The organism is Acidovorax sp. LjRoot117 (genome assembly GCF_964252695.1).
Taxonomy (GTDB): domain Bacteria; phylum Pseudomonadota; class Gammaproteobacteria; order Burkholderiales; family Burkholderiaceae_C; genus Acidovorax.
Map to the genome: position 1 here is coordinate 149774 of NZ_CAXUPO020000002.1, position 21776 is coordinate 171549.

Genomic DNA, 21776 nt, shown 5'->3' on the forward strand with positions numbered 1-21776 from the left:
CTGTGCGGGTGGCTGTGTCGTGCGCCGTGCCACTGCGCCGTTGCATGCGGGTCCTGTGGCCTGGCCCGGCAGGTGGATTCAATGCAAAAAATGCCGCTACCGCTTGATGGATCAGTGCAAGCAGCTATCAATATCGTAGCGTCCTGCTCTCGTGGGTACGCTCTTGCTGCGCCGTAGCCCGCAGCCGCCCGGCGGCCAGCCCAGCCCCGGTCAGGACGCGGCCAGCCCCTTCCAGAGCATGTACGCCGCCAGCCCGAACAGCAGCGTGGCGAACACGCGCTTGAGCTGCTTGACGGGCAGGTTGTGCGCGGCCTTGGCGCCCAGCGGGGCGGTGAGTACGCTGCAGGTGGCGATCACGGCCAGGGCCGGCAGCCAGATGTAGCCCAGCGATGCGGGGGGCAGGCCTTCCACCGCCTGGCCGCTGATCGCGTAGCCCACCACGTTGGCCAGCGCGATCGGAAAACCCAGCGCAGCGCTGGTGGCCACGGCGTTGTGGATGGGCACGTTGCACCAGGTCATGAAGGGCACGCTCACAAAGCCGCCGCCGGCACCCACCAGGCCCGACAGGAAGCCGATCACCCCGCCCGCGGCCACCTGGCCCGCGCCGCCGGGCATCTGGCGCGTGGGGGCGGGCTTTTTGTCCAGGAACATCTGCGTGGCCGAGAAGCTCACGAACAGCGCGAAGAAGATGGCCAGGAACGAGCCCTTGAGCAGCGCGAACACGCCCAGGCTGGCGATGAAGCCCCCCAGTACGATGCCGGGCGCGAGGCGCCGGGCGATGTCCCAGCGCACCGCGCCGCGCTTGTGGTGGGCGCGCACGCTCGAGATCGACGTGAACATGATCGTCGCCATGGAGGTGGCGATCGCCATCTTCACCGCCAGATCGGGCGACACCTGCCGCGCGCCGAGGATGTAGGTCAGGAACGGCACCAGTAGCATTCCGCCGCCAATGCCCAGCAGGCCCGCGAGAAAGCCCGTGGCCAGGCCCAGGACACCAAGTTCAACGATCAGAAGAGGGTCCAGCATGGCGCAAAAGGAAAGCGTGAGGGCGGCACGGCCGCCAAGCCTGCGCCCTGTCGCCGCCGCGGTGCAGCCGGGCGGCGGGGTGACAGGGGCATGGGGAATAAGGTGTCTGCGATTGCCACCGAACCCTCATCCTGAACCGGGGGTTCAGGTGGGCGAGGGCAGCCAAGTGTTGGGTTCATCTGACGCGAGATGATCACGCTCACCGGACGATGTACCAAGCCCGAGCTCAATGAGCATTGGTTCAAGGAAATATAAAGCCCGGCGGCATCGCAGACACGTCCATTGTAGGCGCTGCCAGGGCACTGCGCTGAAAGACGGTTTTGTAAAGACCGTAAGGCGATGCACCGTGCGCGGTGCGCTGGATGGCAGGGTCGGCAAAGCTTCGGCAGCGCCCGGATGCAGGGCAGGTGGGCGGGCCCCGTCGCTCAGAGAAGCCGGCCGTCTTCGCCCAGCACGTGGTCCAGTTGCTGCACCAGCGACTGCAGCCGCTGGTCGTCGGCGGCGGGCAGCGGGGCCGAGGACGAGGCCGCTGTCGTCGCCGCGACAGCGGCCGCTGGCTGGGCGGGGGCGGTGTCCACCGCGGGCCGGGTGCTGGCGGCTGCCAGGTCAGCCGCTTCGCGGTCGGCGATCTCGAATGCGAGGTTCAGGGCTGCGAGCACGGCGATGCGCTCGCGGGCACGCACCTTGCCGGCATCGCGGATGCGGGTCATGGCCGTGTCCACCCGTTCCACGGCGTCCAGCAGGCGGCTTTCGTGGCCTTCGGGGCAGGTCAGCAGGTAGCTTTGCTGCAGGATCTGCACCTCGATTTGCTTCATTCGGATTCTTTCGTGGCGGGGGCTGCGGCGGGCAGGCGCTCCAGCAGGGCGTCCACCCGGGCCCGCGCGGCCGAAAGGCGGGACTTGAGCGAATCGCGCTCCTGCGTGAGGGCTGCCACCTGGTCGGCCAGCAGCGCGTTGGTGCGCTGCAGTTCCGCGTGGCGCAGCAGCAGGCGTTCAACGCGTTCGGCGATCTGGTCGGTGGTCGATGGTGTTGCCATAGAGCCCCCGATTGTAGGGTGGCGGTTTGTAATCGGCCGTAAAATCCCGAGGTTGGTGCTCGCGGTGTGGTTCACATGCCGCAGTTCAACGGGAAGCAGGGAGGCGTGCCACGCATGGCACGCCGAGCCTGCGCTGCCCCCGCAACGGTCAGCGGACGAATCACCCGATTCTCTCTCCATCACAAGCCACTGTGCGCCTTGAACAAGCGTGTGGGAAGGCGTTGGAGGGCGTTCCGCCAGCCCGGATACCGGCCAACACGGTGGCTGCGCCCACGCCTTTTTTGGGCAAAGCGCAGCCGTATCACCCATCTGCTGGCGGGGAGGCCGGCTCGGGTTTTGTTTGTTGACGATGATCCCCATGAAAATCCGTACCCCTCGTGCGCGCATTGCAGCGCCGCTGTGTCTGCAGCCGGCCCTGGCCGCCATGGCCGTTGTGGCCGCCTGTTCTGCGCAGGCCCAGGCGCAGCCAGCGCCGAACAGCGAGGCCGGCAGCCCGGTGCAGATCGCGCAGAACCTGCGCGCGCCGTCGCTCACCGAGACGGTGGTGACCGCCACCCGCACGCCGCAGCCGCTGTCAGACCTGGTGGCCGATGTGACGGTGATCGACCGCGACACCATCGAGACCAGCGGCGCCACGGGCCTGGCCGATGTGCTGGCGCGCGTGCCGGGCATCGAGTTCTCTCGCAACGGCGGGCCGGGCACGACCACGGGCGTGTTTTTGCGCGGTGCCGAATCCCGCTTCACCGCGGTATACATCGACGGCGTGCGCATCGACTCGCAGTCCACCGGCGGCGCCGCGTGGGAGGCCATTCCCCTTGCGCAGATCGACCGCATCGAAGTGCTGCGCGGTCCGGCGGGCGCGGTCTACGGCTCGGACGCCATGGGCGGCGTGATCCAGATCTTCACCAAGCGCGGTGAAAACGGTGTGGCGCCGTACGTGGGCATCGGCGTGGGCAGCCACAGCACCACCAAGATTGAAGCCGGCGTGAGCGGTGCCACCGGCACCATCGACTACGCGCTCGGCATTGCGCGCGAGAAAAGCAAGGGCTTCAATGCCCGCACGGTGGCCACGCAAAACCCCGACCGCGACGGCTACGAGAGCACGTCGGCCAACGCGCGCCTGGGCCTGCAGATCAATGCCGCGCACCGCCTGGACGCCACGCTGCTCGCCAACGACCTGGACAGCGGCTACGACAACGGCCTGGGCAAGGACGACCGCAACCAGCACCAGCTGCACGCGCTGGGCCTGACCTGGCAGGCGCAGTGGACCACCGCATACAAGACGCGCCTGCAGGTCACCGACTCGCGCGACCAGTACGAAACCACGCCCTCGGTGTACCTGAGCGAGACGCACCTGCGCGGCTACCTGTTCCAGAACGAATGGCGCCAGGGCGCGCACCTGGTCACCGCCGCGCTGGAGCGGCGCGAAGACAACCTCCAGAACGCCCCCATCGACCGCTCGCGCTCGCAGGACGCCATCGCCCTGGGCTACGGCTACACCGCCGGCGGCCACACGCTGCAGGCCAATGTGCGCCATGACTCCGACAGCGAGTTCGGCGGCAAGGGCACCGGCAGCCTGGCTTACGGCTACACCTTTGCGCCGCAGTGGCGCGCCACCGCGTCGGTGGGCACGGCGTTCCGCGCGCCCACGCTGTACCAGCGCTTCAGCGAATACGGCGTGGGCTCGCTCAAGCCCGAAAGCAGCCGCAATGCCGAGGTGGGCCTGCGCTGGGCGCAGGGCAGCAACAGCTTCTCGGCCACCGTGTACCGCAACCGCGTGCAGGACCTGATCTCCTTCGGCGCGCCCGGCCCGTGCCCATCGCCCTTCGGCTGCTACGTGAACACCGCGCGCGCCGAGTACAAGGGCGTGACCTTTGCAGGCTCGTACCGCCTGGCAGGTGTGCTCGGCGGCGTGCAGCTGCGCGGCTCGCTCGACCTGCAGGACCCGCGCGACCTGGACACCGGCAAGCAACTGGCCCGCCGCGCCAAGCGCCACGGCACGCTGGGCGCCGACACGCAGCTCGCGGGCTGGACCGTAGGCGCCGAGGTGCAGGCCTCGGGCCGCCGCTTCGACACGGTGGCCAACACCAACGTGCTGGGCGGCTACACGCTGGTCAACCTGTACGCCAGCACCCGCATCGCCCGCGACTTCACGCTGGTGGCGCGCGTGGACAACGTGGGTGACAAGCACTACGAGCTGGCTCGCACCTACGCCACAGCCGGACGCACCGCGTACGTAGGCGTGAAGTGGGCGCCGCAGTAAGCCCAAACATCAACGAGAGAGAGCAGCGAGAGAAGCCCGAAGAATGGTCACCCCGGCACGCTGTCCGGCGATATTGATCGCCGCCCCTGCATCAGGCCAGGGCAAGACCACTGTCACCGCGGCCCTGGCGCGCCTGCATGCGCGCCAGGGCCGGCGGGTGCGGGTCTTCAAGTGCGGGCCCGATTTTCTGGACCCGCACTGGCACCGCCTGGCCAGTGGCGCGCCGGTGCACCAGCTGGACCTGTGGATGAACGGCGCGCACGACTGCGCGCAGCGCCTGCATGCCGCGGCGCAAGAGGCCGACCTGATCCTGATCGAAGGGGTGATGGGCCTGTTCGACGGCGACCCGAGCGCGGCCGACCTGGCCCAGCGCTTCGGCCTGCCGGTGCTGGCCGTCATCGACGCATCGGCCATGGCGGGCACCTTCGGCGCGCTGGCGTTCGGCCTGCAGCACTACCGGCCGGGCCTGCGCTGGGCGGGCGTGCTGGCCAACCGCGTGGGCAGCGCCCGCCATGCGGACATGCTGCGCAAGGGCCTGCGCGATGACGCCGACTGGATGGGCGCGGTGATGCGCGTGCAGCCCGGCACAGCGGCAGCCAACGCGGGCACCGGCAAGCCCGGCGCGCTGCTGCCCGAGCGCCACCTGGGCCTGATCGCGGCGCATGAACTGCCCGACAGCCTGGAACGGCTGGACGCCGCGGCCGACGCGCTGGCGGCGACACCGCTGGGCCAGATGACGGCATCCGACCTGCAGCGGTGGGTGACGGACTTTGCGCCCCCCGCGCAGCCGCCTGCGGTGCCGCCGCTGCTGCTGCAAGGCCGCACGGTGGCCGTGGCGCGCGATGCGGCGTTCTGCTTCATCTACGAGGCCAACCTGCACACGCTGGCGCAACTGGGTGCGCGCGTGGTGCATTTCTCGCCGCTGCACGACGCCGCAGTGCCCGAGTGCGACGCGGTGTGGCTGCCCGGCGGCTACCCCGAGCTGCACACCGCGCAGATCACCGCCAACACCGCCATGCAGGCCAGCCTGCGCGCGCATGTCGCGGCCGGCAAGCCGCTGTGGGCCGAATGCGGCGGCATGATGGCGCTGTTCGACGCCATCACGCTGGCCGATGGCAGCACGGCGCCACTGTGGGGCCTGCTGCCCGGCCACGTCACCATGCACAAGCGCCTGGCCGCGCTGGGGCCGCAGCACCTGACCGTCGCCGGGCGGCACACGCTGCGCGGGCACACCTTTCACTATTCGACCGCCGCCAGCACAGCGCCGGTGGTGGCGCGCACGGCCCGATCCGGCGAGGCCGTGGCGGCGGATGCCGGCGAGGCGCTGTACCACCACGGCAGCATCCACGCCAGCTACTTCCACGCCTGGTTCCCTTCCAGCCCTGAGGCCGTGGCGCAACTGCTGGGTGCGCAGGCATCATGACGGCCATGTCCGCACCGCACCCTTCGCAAGCCATCACCACCGAGCTCATCCTGGGTGGCCAAAAAAGCGGCAAGTCCCGCCGCGCCGAACTGCTGGCGCGCGACTGGCTGGCGCAGTCCGCCGACCACCGCGCGGTGCTGATCGCCACCGGCCAGCCTTGGGACGACGAGATGCGCGAACGCATCACACGCCACCAGCGCGACCGCGCCGAGCGCGTGCCGGGCCTCGCGACCGTGGAAGAGCCGCTCGACGTGGCGTCCGCCATCGCGCAGCGCAGCACCGCGCACACGCTGCTGGTGGTGGACTGCCTCACGCTGTGGCTCACCCAGTGGACGATGCCCCTGGGCGCCGAGAGCATGAATTTGGAGCAAAAACAGGCCCTGTCGCGCAACTGGCAAGCGCAAGCATCTATGTTTTTAGGAGCAATTGCGCAATCGCCCGGCCCGGTGATCCTGGTGGGCAACGAGATCGGCCTGGGCGTCATCCCCCTGGGCCGCGAGGTGCGCGCGTTTGTCGATGCGCTGGGCGCCCTCAACCAGCAGGTGGCCCAGGTGTGCCCCCGCGTCACGCTGATGGCCGCGGGCTTGCCCCTCACCTTGAAGGAGCCCGCCGCATGAAGCCGACCCCCGTGCGCCGCATCCTGTGGGTGGTGGCGATCCTCATCGCGCTGTGCCTGCTGATGGCGGGGCTGGCGCGTGCGCAGTCGGTGCGCATCCAGGACGACCGTGGCCGCGAGATTGCGCTGGCGCAGCCGCCCCAGCGCATCGTGAGCCTGCTGCCATCGCTGACCGAGAGCGTGTGCGAGCTGGACCAGTGCCACCGCATCGTGGGCACGGACCGCTATTCCAACTGGCCCGAGGCGGTGATCGGCAAGCTGCCCAAGGTCGGCGGTGGCCTGGACCCCAGCATCGAGGCCATCGCGGCCCTCAAGCCCGACGTGGTGCTCATGTCCGTCAGCTCCCGCGCCAGCGACCGGCTGCAGGCGCTCGGTATCACCGTCGTGCAGCTCGAACCCAAGACCCATGCCGACGTGCGGCGCGTGCTGGGCACCATCAGCGACCTGCTGGGTGTGCCCCGGGCGCAAGGCTCCGACCGTCAGTGGCGCACCATCGACGCCGCCGTGCAGGCGGCAGCCCAGTCGCTGCCGCCCAAGGCGCGCAACCTGCGGGTGTATTTCGAAGTGAGCCGCGGCCCGTATGCGGCCAGCGAGTCGTCCTTCATCGGCGAATCGCTCACGCGCCTGGGCGTGCGCAACGTGGTGCCCGCATCGCTCGGCCCCTTCCCGCGCCTGAACCCCGAATACGTGGTGCGCGCCAACCCCGACGTGCTGATGATCGGCAACAGCAGCATGCAGACCATGGTGCCGTACCCCGGCTGGGCGGGCATTCGCGCCGTGCGCGAAAACCGCGTGTGCGTGTTCGGCCCCGGCGATGCCGAGGTGGTCGTGCGCCCCGGCCCGCGCATGGCCGAGGCCGCCCGCATCATGGCCCGGTGCCTTGTGGAGAAGGCCCGGTGACGCCTTCCCCCCACCCGGCCATGCCCACTGCCGCAGGCGCCCGCCGCGCCGCGTGGTGCGCGCTGTGGTTGGGCCTGGCCAGCGCGCTGCTGCTGGTGCTGGGCACCGCCGTCGGCAGCACGGGGCTCGAGAGCCTGGTGCACATGGGCGACGACCCCGTGGCGCGCCAGATCGTGTGGGACATCCGCCTGCCGCGCACCCTGGGCGCCTGGCTGGCCGGCGCGCTGCTGGGCCTGGCCGGCGCGGTGGCACAGGGCCTGTTCCGCAACCCGCTGGCCGACCCGTACCTGCTGGGCAGCGCCTCGGGCGCAGCGCTGGGCGGCGCGGTGGCCATGGCGATGTTCGGCGTGTCGCCGGTGGCGGCGCAGTGGATCGCACGCATTGGCATCACCGGCATGGCCTTCGTCGGGGCCGCCGGGGCCGTGGTGCTGACGCTGGTGCTGGCCCAGGGCGTGCAGCACACGCTGCGGCTGCTGCTGGCCGGCGTGATCGTGGGCGTGGTGCTGGGCGCCGTGCGCGACCTGGTGGAGCTGGCCTCGCCCGACATCCTGCAGGCCATGCAGGCCTTCATCCTGGGCAGCACGGCCTTCGTCGGCTGGATCGCCTGCACCCTGATGCTGGCCGCCTGGGCCCTGTGCGCACTGCTGGCCTGGGTGCTGGCGCGCGCGCTCGACGGCCTGACCTTGGGCGAATCCACCGCCGCCAGCCTGGGCCTGCCGCTCGGCCCCATGCGCGCCGGCCTGGTGGCAGCGATGGCGCTGGCCACCGGCACCGCCGTGGCGCAGACCGGGCTGATCGCTTTCGTCGGCCTGGCCGCACCGCACCTGGTGCGCTCCATCGTGCGCGTGACGCACGAGCGGCACATCCTGTTGTCCAGCCTCATGGGCGCGGTGCTGCTGCTGGCCGCCGACATCCTCGCGCGCTGGATGCTGGCACCGCAGGAGCTGCCCGTGGGTGTGCTCACCGCCGCGCTGGGCGGCACCTACCTGCTGTGGCTGATGCACCGGCGCACCGCGCGCGGAGGCAGCCTGTGACGGGCGCGGCATTGAGCGTCCACGGCATGACCGCGCGCGTAGGCGGCGCCGAGGTGCTGCACGGCATCGACCTGCACCTGCCCGCGGGCCGCTGGACCAGCATCGTCGGGCCCAACGGCGCGGGCAAGTCCACGCTGCTCAAGGTGCTGGCGGGCCTGCTGCCGCGCGGCCAGGTCGACGGCCAGGTGGCGCTGCTCGGCCGCCTGCTCACCCGGGTGCCGGCGCGCGAGCGGGCGCGAACGCTGTCCTGGCTGGGCCAGAACGAAGGCTCGGCCGACGACCTCACGAGTTACGACGTGGCCATGCTGGGCCGCCTGCCGCACCAGCCCTGGCTGGCCCCTCCATCGCCCGCCGACCACGCCGCCGTGGAGCAGGCGCTGCGCACCACGCAGGCCTGGGACTGGCGCCACCGCCCCTTGTCGCAGCTGTCGGGCGGCGAGCGCCAGCGTGTGCTGCTGGCGCGTGCGCTGGCGGTGCAGGCGCAGGTGCTGCTGATGGACGAACCTCTGGCCAACCTGGACCCCCCGCACCAGACGGACTGGCTGCACACGGTGCGCGCCCTGGTGGCCGGCGGCGCCACCGTGGTCAGCGTGCTGCATGAGGTGTCGCTGGCGCTGCAGGCCGATGAGTTGGTGGTGATGGCCAAGGGGCGCGTCACGCACCAGGGCGGCTGTGATGAGCCTGCCACGCACCGCGCGCTGGAGGCGGTGTTCGACGACCGCATTGCGGTGCACGCGCTGCTGGGGCAGTGGGTGGCGTTGCCGCGCTGATGATTTTTTGTTTAGTTTTTTGTTTTTTGTTCTGTTTCAACCAAGGAGTCGTGACATGCACATCGAACCCGGGCTGGTGGATACCACCAAGATCTTCCTGAGCTACGCGACGGGGGCCACGGCACTGCTGTATGCGGGCAAGCTGGCGGTGGACATGGTGAAGCAGGAGGGCGTGGTGGCTTTGCTGTTGCGCTCGGTGTTCACCACGGCGTTGGTGTTTGCGTTCTTCGAGTTGCTGCCGCACCACCCGGTGGGGGTGTCGGAGGTGCATTTGATTTTGGGCACTACGTTGCTGTTGCTGTTTGGGGCTGCGCCTGCGTGCATCGGGTTGGCCGCGGGGTTGTTGATCCAGAGCGTGTTTTTTGCGCAGCAGGATTTGCCGCAGTACGGGATGAATGTGACGACGTTGCTGGTGCCGTTGTTTGCCACTGCTGCGATTGCCAAGCGCATCGTACCGGAGAGCATGGCGTATGTGGACATGACGTATGCGCAGACGTTCAAGTTGTCGGTGGCTTACCAGGGGGGGATCGTGGCCTGGGTGGCGTTCTGGGCTATTTATGGCGCGGGCGTTGGGTCTGCGAATCTGGAGAGCATTGGTACTTTTGGTGCTGCTTACATGACGGTGGTGTTGTTGGAGCCTCTGGTGGACCTGGGGGTGTTGGCGGGGGCCAAGTTGTTGCGCCGTCTTGAGGGCTCTGCGTTCGTTGAGCGTCGGTTGCATCAGGCTGTTTGATTTGTGATCGTGACTCGTTGTTGCTTCGGTTGGTGTTTCAAGTGCGGAGGCCGGGATGTGAGCCCGGCGGCGCACCTTCTTTCTTTTGCGTCGCCAAAAGAAAGAAGGCAAAGAAAAAGCGACCCCCAGTCTGCGACCCCCATCGCCCGTTGGGCGATGGGGGCAACCTGCGATGCTCGGTCGTGGGGTGGCGTCGCAGAACTCGCTGCGTTTGGCCGCAGGCCAAACTACGCTCAAACAACTGCGACGAGTCAGATCACGAAGTGCGTGTGTCCTGCGGCACACGCACCCACCCCACGCCCTGCGCTTCTCGGCGCAGCCAGCAGGGGTGGGGAGCGGGCTCCACACGGGCCATTGCTTCGCTCGGCCCGGGTTGCCTCGCTGCGCTTCGGCCTGAGCAGAGCGGCCGCGCCGGTGTTGTGGGCAGCGCGCAATGCGGCAACCAAGCATCGCTATCTGATGCGTCACCTACGTTGGAGTAGTGGCAGGGAGTTGTCTGAAGATGAACTATTGTTTCCCTCTGCCTTGGCGACCTCGCGACGCTTTGATCTAAGCAGAGCGATTGCGCCAGTGTCGTGGGCAGCGCGCAGCGCGTCCCCCACCCCAGGCGCCGCTGCCCAGGCAGCAGCCGGGTGGTATTCACCCCCTGCTGGCTGCGCCGAGAAGCGCAGGGCCGGGGGTGGGCGTGTGTGCCGCAGGACACACACGCTTCGTGATCTAGCCCGTCGCAGATGTTTGAGCGGAGCGGGGCCAACGGCCCCGCGCAGCGAGTTCTGCGACGCCACCCCCGGCCCGAGCATCGCAGGTTGCCCCCGTTCGCCCGCCAGGGCGAATGGGGGACGCAGACTGGGGGTCGCCTTCTCTTTGGTGACTTTCTCTTGGCGACGCAAGAGAAAGTTACTGCGCCGCCGGGCGCACACCCCGGCCTCCGCCCTCTGCAAAGAAGCAGAAGTCGCCATCGCCACACGGACGAAATAGAGCCTGAATCGAAACCATGCAAATCGAATCCCCCCCTATCCTCCGCGACACCCCCAAACCCCAAGGCGAACGCCGAGGCCTGATTCTGGTCCACACCGGCACCGGCAAAGGCAAAAGCACAGCCGCCTTCGGCCTCGCCCTGCGCGCCCACGGCCGTGGCAAGACCATCAAGGTCTACCAGTTCATGAAGGTCCCCACCGCCCGCTTCGGCGAACACCGCCTGTTCGAACAACTCGGCGTCCCCATCGAAGGCCTGGGCGACGGCTTCAGCTGGAAGAGCCGCGACCTCGACCACTCCGCGCAACTCGCGCTCGACGGCTGGGCCAAGGCCGAAACCACCATCCGCGCAGGCGCGCACTTCATGGTCGTGCTCGACGAGATCATGTACCCCCTGCGCTACGGCTGGATCCCGCTCGAATCCATCCTCACCTGCCTGCGCGAACGCCCGTCGCACGTGCACGTCGTGCTCACCGGCCGCAACGCACCGGCCGAGCTGATCGAGCTGGCCGACACCGTCACCGAGATGACCCTCATCAAACACCACTTCAAGGCCGGCGTGCCCGCCCAGCGCGGCATCGAGGACTGATGAAGCATTGATTTGGTCTGATCTGATCTGATGCCGAACGCTGTGCACGCACCCATGCCGATACCCCTGCCCATGACCCGCACCCGCCTGCTGCACCCCACCGTGCCGGCACTGGCGGTGCTCGGCCTGCTGGGCGGCTTCGCCATGGCACCAGCCCAGGCACAACAGCAGCAGTCACAACAACACCGCATCATCACCCTGTCCCCCTCGCTCACCGAAACCGTCTGCGCCCTCGGCCACTGCGCCGAGCTGGTCGGTACCGACCGCTACTCCAGCTGGCCCGGCACCGTCGCCAAGCTGCCCAAGGTCGGCGGCCTGCAGGATGCGCAGATCGAACGCATCGTGGCCCTCCGGCCCGACATGGTGCTGCTCGGCCCGCGCAGCAGGGCAGGGGATCGCCTGTCGGCCCTGGGCGTACCCGTGCAGGTGTTCGATGCGCGCACCCATGCCGACCTCCAGCGCATGCTGCTCAGCGTGGGCCAATCGCTCGGCGAATCGGCCCGTGCCGCCGAGCTGGTGGCACGCATCGACCGCGAGCTCGACGCTGCCGCGCGCCGCATGCCGGCCCACCTGCGCGGGCGCAGCGTGTATGTCGAGGTGGGCGTGGGGCCGACTGCGGCCAGCGCTGCCAGCTTCATCGGCGAGACCATCGCGCGGCTGGGGCTGGTCAACATCGTGCCCGGTGACCTAGGGCTGTTCCCGCGCGTCAACGCCGAGATGGTGGTGCGCGGTGCACCCGACCTCGTCATCGGCCCGGCCGCCTCGCTCATGAACCTGGCGGAGCGGCCCGGCTGGTCGGGCATGAGAGCGCTGCGCCAGCACCAGGTCTGCCAGCTCGATGCCGACCGCATGGACCTGCTCTCACGCCCCGGCCCGCGCCTGGGCGAGGCGGCGCACATGCTGGTCGATTGCCTTTCAGGGTTGCCGCAAGCCTTGCGTTGACCCACACATCCTGACTCCCACCATTTTCTGACTGGAGACCTCCATGCAACAAGTCCACAAGATCCCCGCCACCATCGTCACCGGCTTTCTGGGCAGCGGCAAGACCACGCTGCTGCGCCACCTGCTGACCCACGCGCAGGGCAAGCGCATCGCTGTCATCGTCAACGAGTTCGGCGAGCTCGGTATTGACGGCGAGCTGCTGCGCAGCTGCGGCATCGGCTGCGACGAGAACGGGGTGGAGAACGGCCAGCTGTTCGAGCTGGCCAACGGCTGCCTGTGCTGCACCGTTCAGGAAGAGTTCGCGCCGGTGATGGAGCAACTGGCCGCGCGCCGCGACCAGATCGACCACCTGGTCATCGAGACCTCGGGCCTGGCGCTGCCCAAGCCGCTGGTGCAGGCCTTCCAGTGGCCCGCGCTGCGCAACGTGTTCACGGTGGACTCGGTGATCACCGTGGTCGATGCGCCTGCCGTGGCCGCCGGCCAGTTCGCCGATGACCCGGTGGCGGTGGACGCCCAGCGCCGCGCCGACGACAACCTGGACCACGAATCGCCCCTGCACGAACTGTTCGAGGACCAGTTGGCCACCGCTGATCTGGTGGTGCTGCACAAGACCGACGGGCTGGACGCCGACGCCCTGGCCCGCGTCGAAGCCATCGTGCGCGGCGAGACCCTGCCGGGCGTGAAGTTCGTGCACGCCCAGCACGGCCGCATCGACCCCAGCGTGCTGCTGGGCCTGGGCCATGCGGTGGAAGACGTGATCGATGACCGCAAGACCCACCACGACGAGGAAGAAGACCACGACCACGACGAGTTCGAATCGGTGCACGTCACGCTCGACGTGACCGACCGCGCCCGCCTGGTGGAGGCCCTGGTCGCCCTGGTGCAGCGCCACGAGATCTACCGCATCAAGGGCTTCGTGGCCCTGCCGGGTGCGGCCATGCGCCTGGTGGTGCAGGGCGTGGGCCAGCGCTTCGACAGCCACTTCGACCGCGCTTGGCGCGCAGGCGATGTGCGTGCCACACGCCTGGTCGTGATCGGCGACCACCTGGACGCTGCGGCCCTGCAGGCCGAACTGCAATCGGCACTGGCCGAACCCGCTGCCACCACCGTCTGAGGCGACACCCATGCATCTGCTTTCCACACGCCCGGGTGGCTACGTCGAGGACGGGGGCCAGGGCCTGGTGCGCGTGGAGCAGACGCCCGGCGACATCGTCATCCTGAGCGCGGCCGACACCACGCTGTCGCTGCTGTCCGATGCGGCGGCCAGCCTGGGCGATGGATTCCCCAGCGTGCGCCTGGCCAACCTGATGTGGCTGCGCCAGCCCGCGTCCACCGACATGTACGTGGACGACGTGCTGCGCCATGCACGCGTGATCGTCATCGACCACCTGGGCAGCCCCAGCGACTGGGCCTATGTGGTGGAGCAAGCGATGTCGCTGGCTGGCAAGCACCGCCAGTGGCTGGCCCTGTTCTCGGGCGACAACATCGAAGACCCTCAGCTTCTGATGCGCAGTACCGCCAGCCCGGAGGACTGCCACCAGCTGTGGCGCTGCCTGCGCGAGGGTGGGCGCGACAACGCGCTGGCGTTCTTTGCGCTCATCGGCCATGCGGCCTTCGGCATCGGCCCGCGCCCGGCGCCACCCCGGCCGCTGCCGCCGGTGATGGCCTACACCCCGGCCGCCGCGGCGCCGTGGATTCCCGACGCGCCGGTGGCGATGCTGGTGTTCTACCGCGCGCACATTCAGTCGGGCAACACGGCGGTGTTCGATGCGGTGCATGCGGCGCTGGCAGACGTCGGGCTCAACACCCTGGCCGTGGGCGTGGACTCGCTCAAGAACCCCGAGAGCCTGGCCGCGCTGCAGGCCATGGCCGCCGCGCAGGGCGTGGGCATCGTGCTCAACGCCACGAGCTTTGCCGTGGCCTCCATAGACGGCAGTGACGACGACGACGCGCAGGCCATCACCCTGGCGGGCGATGCGCCGGTGCTGCAGGTCATCACCGCCGGCTGCTCGCTGGAGCAATGGCAGGACGACCCGCATGGCCTGGCGCCGCGCGACCTGGCCATGCAGGTGGTGCTGCCCGAGGTGGACGGGCGCATCGGCGCGCGCGCCATCAGCTTCAAGGGCCTGGCCTGGCGCTGCGAGCGCACCGAGGTCGATGTGGTGCGCTACCAGCCCGAGCCCGAGCGCATCGCCTTCGTGGCCGAACTGGCGCGCCGCTGGTGCGTGCTGCGCAGCAAACCGCCTGCGGGCAAGCGCGTGGCGCTCATCCTGGCCAACTACCCCAACGACGATGCGCGCCTGGCCAACGGCGTGGGCCTCGATACACCGGCCTCCACCGTGCTGATCTTGCAGGCGCTGCGCGACGCGGGCTACACCACGGGCGATCTGCCCGAGGGCGGCGATGCGCTGATCGCGCGGCTGGTGGCGGGCGTGACCAACAACCTTGACGCCAACGCCGACCGCCCCGCGGGCCAGAGCCTGGCCATGGCCGACTACCTGGCCGACTTCGGCGCGCTGCCGAAGGCCAGCCAGGAAGCGGTCAACGCCCTGTGGGGATCGCCCGGCGCAGACCCCATCGTGCGCAGCGGGCGCTTCATGGTGCCCGGTGTTCGCCTGGGCAACGTCTTCGTGGGCATCCAGCCCGCGCGGGGGCGCGACCTGGACCTGGTGGCCACCTACCACGATGCCGACCTGGTGCCCACGCACGGCTACCTGGCCTTCTACTTCTGGCTGCGCCGCGCGTTCGCGGTGGACGCGGTGGTGCACGTGGGCAAGCACGGCAACCTCGAATGGCTGCCAGGCAAGAGCGTGGCGCTGGGCGCCGCGTGCTGGCCCGATGCCATCCTGGGCCCGCTGCCGCACCTGTACCCGTTCATCGTCAACGACCCGGGCGAGGGCAGCCAGGCCAAGCGCCGCACGCAGGCGGTCATCATCGACCACCTGATGCCCGCGCTCACGCGCGCGGAGACCTACGGCCCGCTGCAGCAGCTCGAACGCTCCATGGACGAGTACTACGAGGCGCTGTCGCTCGACCCGCGCCGCGCCAAGCTGCTGCGCCAGAGCATCCTCGACCAGGTGCTGAAGAACGGCCTGCACCAGGAACTGGGCTTTGCCCCCCCGGCCGACGATGCGCAGCGCGAGGCGCTGCTCGGCCGGCTCGACGCCTACCTGTGCGAGATCAAGGAGTCGCAGATCCGCGACGGCCTGCACATCCTGGGCCGCTCGCCGCGGGATCGCCAGCGCACCGACACGCTGGTGGCGCTGGCGCGCTTTCCGGGCGGCTCGGCGCCAGGGCAGGGCAGCCTGCTGGTGGCGCTGGCGCGCGACCTGGAGCTGGGCGATTTCGACCCGCTGAACCCCGAGTGGGCCGCACCGTGGACCGGACCGCGCCCCGCGGCGCTGCAGGCCCTGAGCGACGAGCCCTGGCGCCACGTGGGCCACACGCGCGAGCGGCTCGAAAAGCTGGCCGTGCAGTGCGTGCAGCAGCACCTGGCGGTGGACGATGAAGGGCACATCGTGGGCCTGCCCATGGACGCCACGCAGTGGCCGCACAGCGCGCCGGTGCTGGCGCGCATGCGCACGGTGCTGGCCCCGCGGCTCGATGCCTGCGGGCCGAACGAGATGGGCCAGCTGCTGCGCGGCCTGGCGGGCAGGTTCGTGCCGCCCGGCCCCAGCGGCGCACCATCGCGCGGCCGGCCCGATGTGCTGCCCACGGGGCGCAACTTTTACTCGGTGGACACGCGCGCGGTGCCCACGCCCACGGCCTATGGCATGGGCGCGCTGGCGGCCGACCGCGTGGTGGAGCGGCATCTGCAGGACCATGGCAGCTTTCCCACCGCGGTGGGCCTGTCGGTCTGGGGCACCAGCACCATGCGCACGGGGGGCGAGGACATCGGGCAGGCCTTTGCGCTGCTGGGCGTGCGGCCCCGATGGGCGCCCGGCAGCAGCCGCGTGGTGGACATCGAAGTGCTACCCATGGCGATCCGCAATCGCCCGCGCATCGACGTGACACTGCGCGTGTCGGGGTTCTTTCGCGATGCCTTCCCGGGCGTGATCGACCTGTTCGACACCGCCGTGCGTGCGGTGGCGGCCATTTCCGCAGACGATGAGCCCGACGACGTGAACCCCATCCGCGCTCGCGTGCAGCGCGAGGCCGCCGAGGCCCAGGCGCAGGGCATGGCCGCCGACGAGGCCGAGCGCCGCGCCACCTGGCGCGTGTTCGGCCCGCGCCCCGGCGGTTATGGTGCAGGGCTGCAAGAGATCATGGCCACCGGCCGCTGGAGCACGTCGGACGACCTGGCCCAGGCCTACCTGCGCGCGGGCGCCTTCGCCTACGGGCAGGGCGGCCACGGCGAGGCCGCGCGCGCCGCCTTCGAGCAGCGCCTGGCTGCGGTGGACGCGGTGCTGCACAACCAGGACAACCGCGAACACGACATCCTCGACTCGGACGACTACTACCAGTTCCAGGGCGGCATGGCCGCGGCCGTGCAGCACCTGGCGGGCGCGCCGGCCGCGCTGTACCACGGCGACTTCAGCACGCCCGGCGCGCCGCGCATCCGCACGCTGAGCGAAGAGGTCGCCCGCGTGGTGCGTGCCCGCGCCGTCAACCCCAAGTGGATCGACGGCGTGAAGCGCCATGGCTACAAGGGCGCTTTCGAGATCGCAGCCACGGTGGACTACCTGTTCGCCTTCGACGCGACCACCGGCGTGGTGGGCGACCACCAGTACGCGCTGGTGGCCGACGCCTACCTGCACGACGACGCCACGCGCGATTTTCTGCAACAACACAACCCGCTGGCCCTGCGCAGCATCGGCGAGCGTTTGCTCGAAGCCATGCAGCGCGGCCTGTGGGCCGAGCCCGGCGAGCACCGCGAGCGCATCGAAGAGCACCTGCTGGAGCTCGAACACCGCCTCGAAACTCAGGGCGAAGGACGCTGAAGTGAAACTCCCCCTGAGTCGCTTCGCGCCTTCCCCCTCTCTCGTCTCGCTGCGCGAGTCGGGAGGGGGACGCCCCCAGCGCGGCGGGGCGGCCCTTGCGCGGGGGCGCTGGCCTCGGCCGCGCCGGGTTCAAGGACCTTGGGCGGCTCACATAGCTATGGATAACTGACATGACTCCTGTCTCTTTGGCCCCGGTGCCAACCACCACATTCCCCTTCACCGCGCTGGTCGGCCACGAAGCCTTGCAGCGCGCGCTGCTGTTGGCTGCCATCGACCCCGGCATGGGCGGCGTGCTCATCAGCGGCCCGCGGGGCACGGCCAAGTCGACCTCGGCGCGCGCGCTGGCGGCCTTGTTGCCCGATGCGCCCTTCGTCACGCTGCCCCTGGCCGCCAGCCTGGAGCAACTGGTGGGCACGCTGAACATCGAAGACGTGCTGCGCGACGGCCAGGTGCGCCTGGCGCCCGGCCTGGTGGCGCGCGCGCACGGCGGCGTGCTGTATGTGGACGAGGTCAACCTGCTGCCCGATGCGCTGGTGGATTCGCTGCTCGACGTGGCCGCCAGCGGCGTGAACACGGTGGAGCGCGATGGCGTGTCGCACCAGCATGCCGCGCGCTTCGTGCTGGTAGGCACCATGAACCCGGAGGAGGGCGAGCTGCGCCCGCAGCTGCTCGACCGCTTCGGCCTGTCGGTGGCGCTGCACAACCCGGCCGACGCCGGCACACGCCAGGCCATCGTGCGGGCGCGGCTGGCGTTCGAGGCCGACCCGGCCGCCGTGGTGGCGCGGCATGCCGCTGCACAGGCTGTGCTGGTGGCGTCCGTGGTGCGTGCGCGTGCAGCGCTGGCGGGCCTGGAGTGGTCCGACGCCGTGGTGCAGCATGCAGCGGGCCTGGCTTTGGCGGCAGGCGTGGACGGCATCCGTGCCGACCTGGTGATGCTGCGTGCCGCACGGGCCCTGGCGGCGCTGGATCAGCAAACCGGCGTGCGCGTGGAGCATGTGGATGCCGTGGCCGAACTGGCGCTGGCGCACCGCCGTGGTGAGAATTCGGCAGGCCCGGCAGGCGCGGCCGGCACGGCACCGCCCTCGGGCGCCGCACAACCTCCTTCGCTTTCATCGCCGTCACCGTCCAAACCCTCGCCCGCCAGCGGGCAGGGCGCGGGCTCTGCCCAGGATGCTCCCGAGGGCGACTGGGGCGCGCTACCGCCCGAACCCCAAGCCATGGCGCGCGTGCGCAGCACCGGAGCGTGGCCACCAAAAAAAGCCTGAGCCACCCCGGCCCGCGCTTGCCCCAGGCCACAGGCAAGGCAAGCGCAGGTTGGCGGTGGCAAGCCCCCCGCAATGCCTGGCTGCGCACGCCGCAGGCCATGGCCCGGCCCGCTGACCCACAAAGCGCCAGCGTCGATTGGCTGCGCACGTTGGTGGCCAAGGGCCCCGCGCGCCTGCAGCCTGCGCACCTGCGCCGCCGCCCTGCCAGCGCCGTGCAGCCCTGTTTGCACCTGATTGCGCTCGACACCTCGGGCTCCATGCGCCAGGGCGGGCGCCTGGCCTGGGCCAAGGGCTATGCCGCGCGCCTGATCGAGCAGGCCGCGCGCGCCGGCGACCACGTGGCCCTGCTGTGTTTTGGCGGCCAGGGGGTGGAGCTGCTGCTGCCCCCCAGCGCTGCGCGCACGGCTGGCACGGCCCGCGTGCGCCCGCTGGGCGGCGGTGGTGGCACGCCCCTGGTGGCAGGCCTGGCCGAGGCCGAACGGCTGCTGCGCATGGCGCGCCGCCAGCGGGGCGCGGGCGCGCCCTCGTGCCTGTGGCTGCTGACCGATGGCCGCACGCTCGAGCAGCCCGCCGCGCCGGGCGCTGCCGCGCACGTCGTGGTCGTGGATTTCGACGACCCGCTGCGCCCCGTGGGCCGCTGCGCGGCCTGGGCCGCACGCTGGCAGGCCGAGCACCGCCTGCCTGAACCCCTTTCTTCCTAGATCCATGAACGAGCTTTTTCCGATGTCCGACGCTGCTGCCTTGACGCCTTCCCACACCACCGACGTGATCGTCTGCACCACCTGCCGCCCGGCGGGCGCATCGCGTGATCTGCCGGCCGACGGCGAACTGCTGTTCGAAGCCGTGCAGGCCGCACAGCTGGGCGACGATGCCGGCACTTGGGCCCAGGTGCGCGTGCGCGGCGTGGCCTGCCTGAGCAGTTGCTCGCGCGCCTGCTCGGTGGCCTTCCAGGCGGCCGGCAAGCACACCTTCGTGTTCGGCGACCTGAAGCCCGACGAGGAAACCGCCCGCCACGTGCTGGACTGCGGCGCGATGCATGCCACGGCCGTGGACGGCATGCTCCACCGCAACGAACGCCCCGAGCGCCTGCGCAGCGGCATCGTGGTGCGCCTGCCGCCGTCGGTATCCTGAGCCTTTTTGCTCGCCCGCACATTCCATGGACGTTTTGGTCTTGCTTCTTCCTGCCACGCAGTGGGACGCCCTGCGCGTGTTGGTCTGGGTGCCCGTGCTGGCCCTGGCCATCGACGGGTGGCTGGGGGAGCCGCCCGCGGCCTGCCACCCTGTGGTGTGGATGGGCAAGGCGCTGCAGTACGGTGGCGACCAGGTTGCGCCCACCGCCCCCGTGGCAGCGGATTGGAAGCGTTTTTGGCTAGCAGCGCTCTTCTGGTGTGCGCTGGCAGCTATTGTTTTGATAGTGTCTGGCCTGGCGCAGCATGCGGCGCTGGCGCTGTATGGGCTGCTGGCCATGGCCCTGCTGGCGCTGCTGCTCAAGCCCCTGCTGGCCTGGCGCATGCTGCGCGATGAGGTGCTGGCGGTGGAGATTGCGCTGGGCCAGTCGCTGCCCGCAGGGCGCGAGCGCCTGTCGCGGCTGGTGAGCCGCGATGTGAGCGCGTTGACGGCCGACGAGGTGCGCGAGTCGGCCATCGAGTCGCTGGCTGAAAACCTCAACGATTCGGTGGTGGCGCCGCTGTTCTGGTTTGCGCTGCTGGGGCTGCCCGGCGCCGCGCTGTACCGCATGGCCAACACGGCGGATGCGATGTGGGGCTACCCGGGCATGCGCGGCGGGCGGTATTGGCAATGGGCCGGCAAGTGGGCGGCGCGGGCGGACGACGGGCTGTCGTGGGTGCCTGCCCGCATCGCGGCGCTGCTGCTGGCGCTGGCCGCCGGGGGCCTGCCGCTGCGCACGCTGGTGCGGCAGGCGCGCAAGACGCCGTCGCCCAACAGCGGCTGGCCCATGGCGGCCATGGCGCTGTCGCTGAACGTGCGGCTGGCCAAGCCCGGTGTGTATGCGCTCAACGGCGCGGCACGCTCCCCCGGGCCGCTGGACACGCGCCGCGCTGCGCGCCAGGGCGACAAGGTCGTGCTGATGCTGGTGCCGGTGGTGGTGGCCCTGCAGGTGCTGGTGGCGTTGGCGGCCATGGCGCTGATGGGCGGGGCCAGGCCATGAACGCGGTCACGCCCATGGAGATCGACACCGCTGTCGCAGCCTTGCCGCTGCACGGCGGGCCGGACGCTGGGGGCGTCCCGCTGCACGATTTTTCGACCAACAGCAATGCCTGCGGCCCGTGCCCGCAGGCGCTGTGCAGCGTGCAGGCGGCCGATGCCAGCCGCTATCCCGACCCTGCGTACACGGCGCTGCGGGTCCAACTGGCCGGCCTGCATGCCGTGGACCCGGGCCGCATCGTGCTGGCTGGCAGCGCCAGCGAATTCATTCACCGCGCCACGGCCTGGGCAGCGCGCCAGGGTGCCACCCACGTGGCCGTGCCGGCGCACAGCTACGGCGACTACGCGCACGCGGCGCAGGCCTGGGGCCTGCAGGTGCTGCATGCCGCAGCCGGCGGCTTGCAGGCCGCTGCAGGCCTGCACTGGGCGTGCGAGCCGTCGAGCCCGCTGGGCCAGGTGGACCCGGCGCTGGCCCTGTGGCACGCACACGGCTGCGGAACGGCAGGCGCCCTGCAGGTGCTGGACTGCGCCTACGCGCCGCTGCGCCTGGACGGCCAGCCCACCCACGCGCCCCCGTCGGCCTGGCAGCTGTGGACGCCCAACAAGGCGCTGGGCCTGACCGGCGTGCGCGCCGCTTATGCGATAGCCCCGGCGCACGAGACGCCCGGGCGCATCGCCGCGCTGCAGGGCCTGGCGCCGTCGTGGCCCGTGGGCGCGCATGGCGTGGCCATGCTCACCGCCTGGGCGCAGCCCGCCGTGCAGCAGTGGCTGCAGCACAGCCTGGACACGCTGCGCGGGTGGAAGTCTGCCCAGCAGGCGCTGTGCACCGCCCTGGGCTGGCGCGTGGTGCCCGGCAGCCTGGCCAACTATGTCGTGGCGCAGTGGCCCTTCGCCCATGCGGAGCAGACAGAGCGTGTCCTGCACGGCTTGCGCGCCCACGGCATCAAGCTGCGCGACTGCAGCTCGTTCGGCCTGCCCGGCCACGTGCGGCTGGGGGTGCTCGCGCCCGCTGCGCAGCAGGCGCTGGCCCGCGCCTTCCACGATGTGCAGCGCGCCGCCGCTACCATGCCCGATTCACCCAACCCCTGAGGAGCGCCACGT

Annotated in this window: 19 protein-coding genes and 1 riboswitch; of the genes, 16 read left to right on the forward strand and 3 right to left on the reverse strand. The window is 70.4% G+C overall.

The features are described from left to right. Window positions 1-210 precede the first annotated feature (210 nt). The 3 genes from ACSQ3D_RS06090 to ACSQ3D_RS06100 form a co-directional block, all read right to left on the reverse strand. The gene (locus tag ACSQ3D_RS06090; RefSeq protein WP_056169577.1) at window positions 211-1026 is read right to left on the reverse strand and encodes a sulfite exporter TauE/SafE family protein; all 816 of its coding nucleotides are present in this window, start codon (window positions 1024-1026) and stop codon (window positions 211-213) included. A gap of 425 nt (window positions 1027-1451) precedes the next feature. After that, on the reverse strand, window positions 1452-1841 hold the full coding sequence (locus ACSQ3D_RS06095; protein ID WP_436126247.1) for a cell division protein ZapA: 390 nt from the start codon (window positions 1839-1841) through the stop codon (window positions 1452-1454). Continuing rightward, a complete protein-coding gene (locus ACSQ3D_RS06100; protein ID WP_056169572.1) occupies window positions 1838-2062 on the reverse strand; it encodes a hypothetical protein in 225 nt (74 codons plus the stop codon). Before ACSQ3D_RS06100 ends, ACSQ3D_RS06095 begins: the two co-directional genes overlap by 4 nt. Before the next feature lie 36 nt (window positions 2063-2098). Further along, a riboswitch (cobalamin riboswitch) is annotated at window positions 2099-2333 on the forward strand. Between the two features lie 87 nt (window positions 2334-2420). Between ACSQ3D_RS06100 and ACSQ3D_RS06105 the strand changes: the two genes are divergently transcribed. From ACSQ3D_RS06105 to ACSQ3D_RS06180, 16 genes are all read left to right on the forward strand, one after another. Then, window positions 2421-4325, forward strand: coding sequence for a TonB-dependent receptor domain-containing protein (locus ACSQ3D_RS06105; protein ID WP_436126248.1), 1905 nt, complete (start codon window positions 2421-2423; stop codon window positions 4323-4325). 43 nt (window positions 4326-4368) lie between these two features. Then, window positions 4369-5748, forward strand: coding sequence for a cobyrinate a,c-diamide synthase (locus ACSQ3D_RS06110; RefSeq protein WP_436126249.1), 1380 nt, complete (start codon window positions 4369-4371; stop codon window positions 5746-5748). Beyond that, entirely contained in the window at window positions 5745-6365 is a 621-nt protein-coding gene (locus ACSQ3D_RS06115) for a bifunctional adenosylcobinamide kinase/adenosylcobinamide-phosphate guanylyltransferase (protein ID WP_436126250.1), read from the forward strand. The genes ACSQ3D_RS06110 and ACSQ3D_RS06115 overlap by 4 nt, the downstream gene beginning before the upstream one ends. Beyond that, the gene (locus ACSQ3D_RS06120) at window positions 6362-7264 is read left to right on the forward strand and encodes an ABC transporter substrate-binding protein (RefSeq protein WP_436126251.1); all 903 of its coding nucleotides are present in this window, start codon (window positions 6362-6364) and stop codon (window positions 7262-7264) included. Before ACSQ3D_RS06115 ends, ACSQ3D_RS06120 begins: the two co-directional genes overlap by 4 nt. 20 nt (window positions 7265-7284) lie before the next feature. Continuing rightward, window positions 7285-8298, forward strand: coding sequence for a FecCD family ABC transporter permease (locus ACSQ3D_RS06125; RefSeq protein ID WP_056418539.1), 1014 nt, complete (start codon window positions 7285-7287; stop codon window positions 8296-8298). A 26-nt stretch (window positions 8299-8324) separates the two neighbouring features. After that, window positions 8325-9068, forward strand: coding sequence for an ABC transporter ATP-binding protein (locus tag ACSQ3D_RS06130; protein WP_436126252.1), 744 nt, complete (start codon window positions 8325-8327; stop codon window positions 9066-9068). A 55-nt stretch (window positions 9069-9123) separates the two neighbouring features. Further along, window positions 9124-9801 (forward strand): energy-coupling factor ABC transporter permease, encoded by a 678-nt coding sequence (locus ACSQ3D_RS06135; protein WP_436126253.1) that lies wholly within the window; start codon window positions 9124-9126, stop codon window positions 9799-9801. 994 nt (window positions 9802-10795) lie between these two features. Further along, complete coding sequence (gene cobO, locus ACSQ3D_RS06140; RefSeq protein ID WP_056169549.1) at window positions 10796-11365, forward strand: cob(I)yrinic acid a,c-diamide adenosyltransferase; 570 nt, start codon at window positions 10796-10798, stop codon at window positions 11363-11365. 72 nt (window positions 11366-11437) lie between these two features. Next, entirely contained in the window at window positions 11438-12307 is an 870-nt protein-coding gene (locus tag ACSQ3D_RS06145) for an ABC transporter substrate-binding protein (RefSeq protein WP_436126254.1), read from the forward strand. A 43-nt stretch (window positions 12308-12350) separates the two neighbouring features. Further along, the gene (cobW, locus tag ACSQ3D_RS06150) at window positions 12351-13421 is read left to right on the forward strand and encodes a cobalamin biosynthesis protein CobW (RefSeq protein ID WP_436126255.1); all 1071 of its coding nucleotides are present in this window, start codon (window positions 12351-12353) and stop codon (window positions 13419-13421) included. 10 nt (window positions 13422-13431) lie between these two features. Next, complete coding sequence (cobN, locus tag ACSQ3D_RS06155; RefSeq protein ID WP_436126256.1) at window positions 13432-17247, forward strand: cobaltochelatase subunit CobN; 3816 nt, start codon at window positions 13432-13434, stop codon at window positions 17245-17247. Window positions 17248-17417: 170 nt separating this feature from the next. Further along, a complete protein-coding gene (locus tag ACSQ3D_RS06160; protein WP_436126257.1) occupies window positions 17418-18512 on the forward strand; it encodes an ATP-binding protein in 1095 nt (364 codons plus the stop codon). Next, complete coding sequence (locus ACSQ3D_RS06165; protein WP_436126258.1) at window positions 18491-19213, forward strand: vWA domain-containing protein; 723 nt, start codon at window positions 18491-18493, stop codon at window positions 19211-19213. The genes ACSQ3D_RS06160 and ACSQ3D_RS06165 overlap by 22 nt, the downstream gene beginning before the upstream one ends. A 4-nt stretch (window positions 19214-19217) precedes the next feature. Further along, on the forward strand, window positions 19218-19643 hold the full coding sequence (locus ACSQ3D_RS06170) for a DUF1636 family protein (RefSeq protein ID WP_396504414.1): 426 nt from the start codon (window positions 19218-19220) through the stop codon (window positions 19641-19643). Between the two features lie 25 nt (window positions 19644-19668). Beyond that, the gene (cbiB, locus tag ACSQ3D_RS06175) at window positions 19669-20679 is read left to right on the forward strand and encodes an adenosylcobinamide-phosphate synthase CbiB (protein WP_436126259.1); all 1011 of its coding nucleotides are present in this window, start codon (window positions 19669-19671) and stop codon (window positions 20677-20679) included. Continuing rightward, window positions 20676-21764, forward strand: coding sequence for an aminotransferase class I/II-fold pyridoxal phosphate-dependent enzyme (locus ACSQ3D_RS06180; RefSeq protein WP_436126260.1), 1089 nt, complete (start codon window positions 20676-20678; stop codon window positions 21762-21764). The genes cbiB and ACSQ3D_RS06180 overlap by 4 nt, the downstream gene beginning before the upstream one ends. The last annotated feature ends 12 nt before the right edge of the window (window positions 21765-21776 follow it).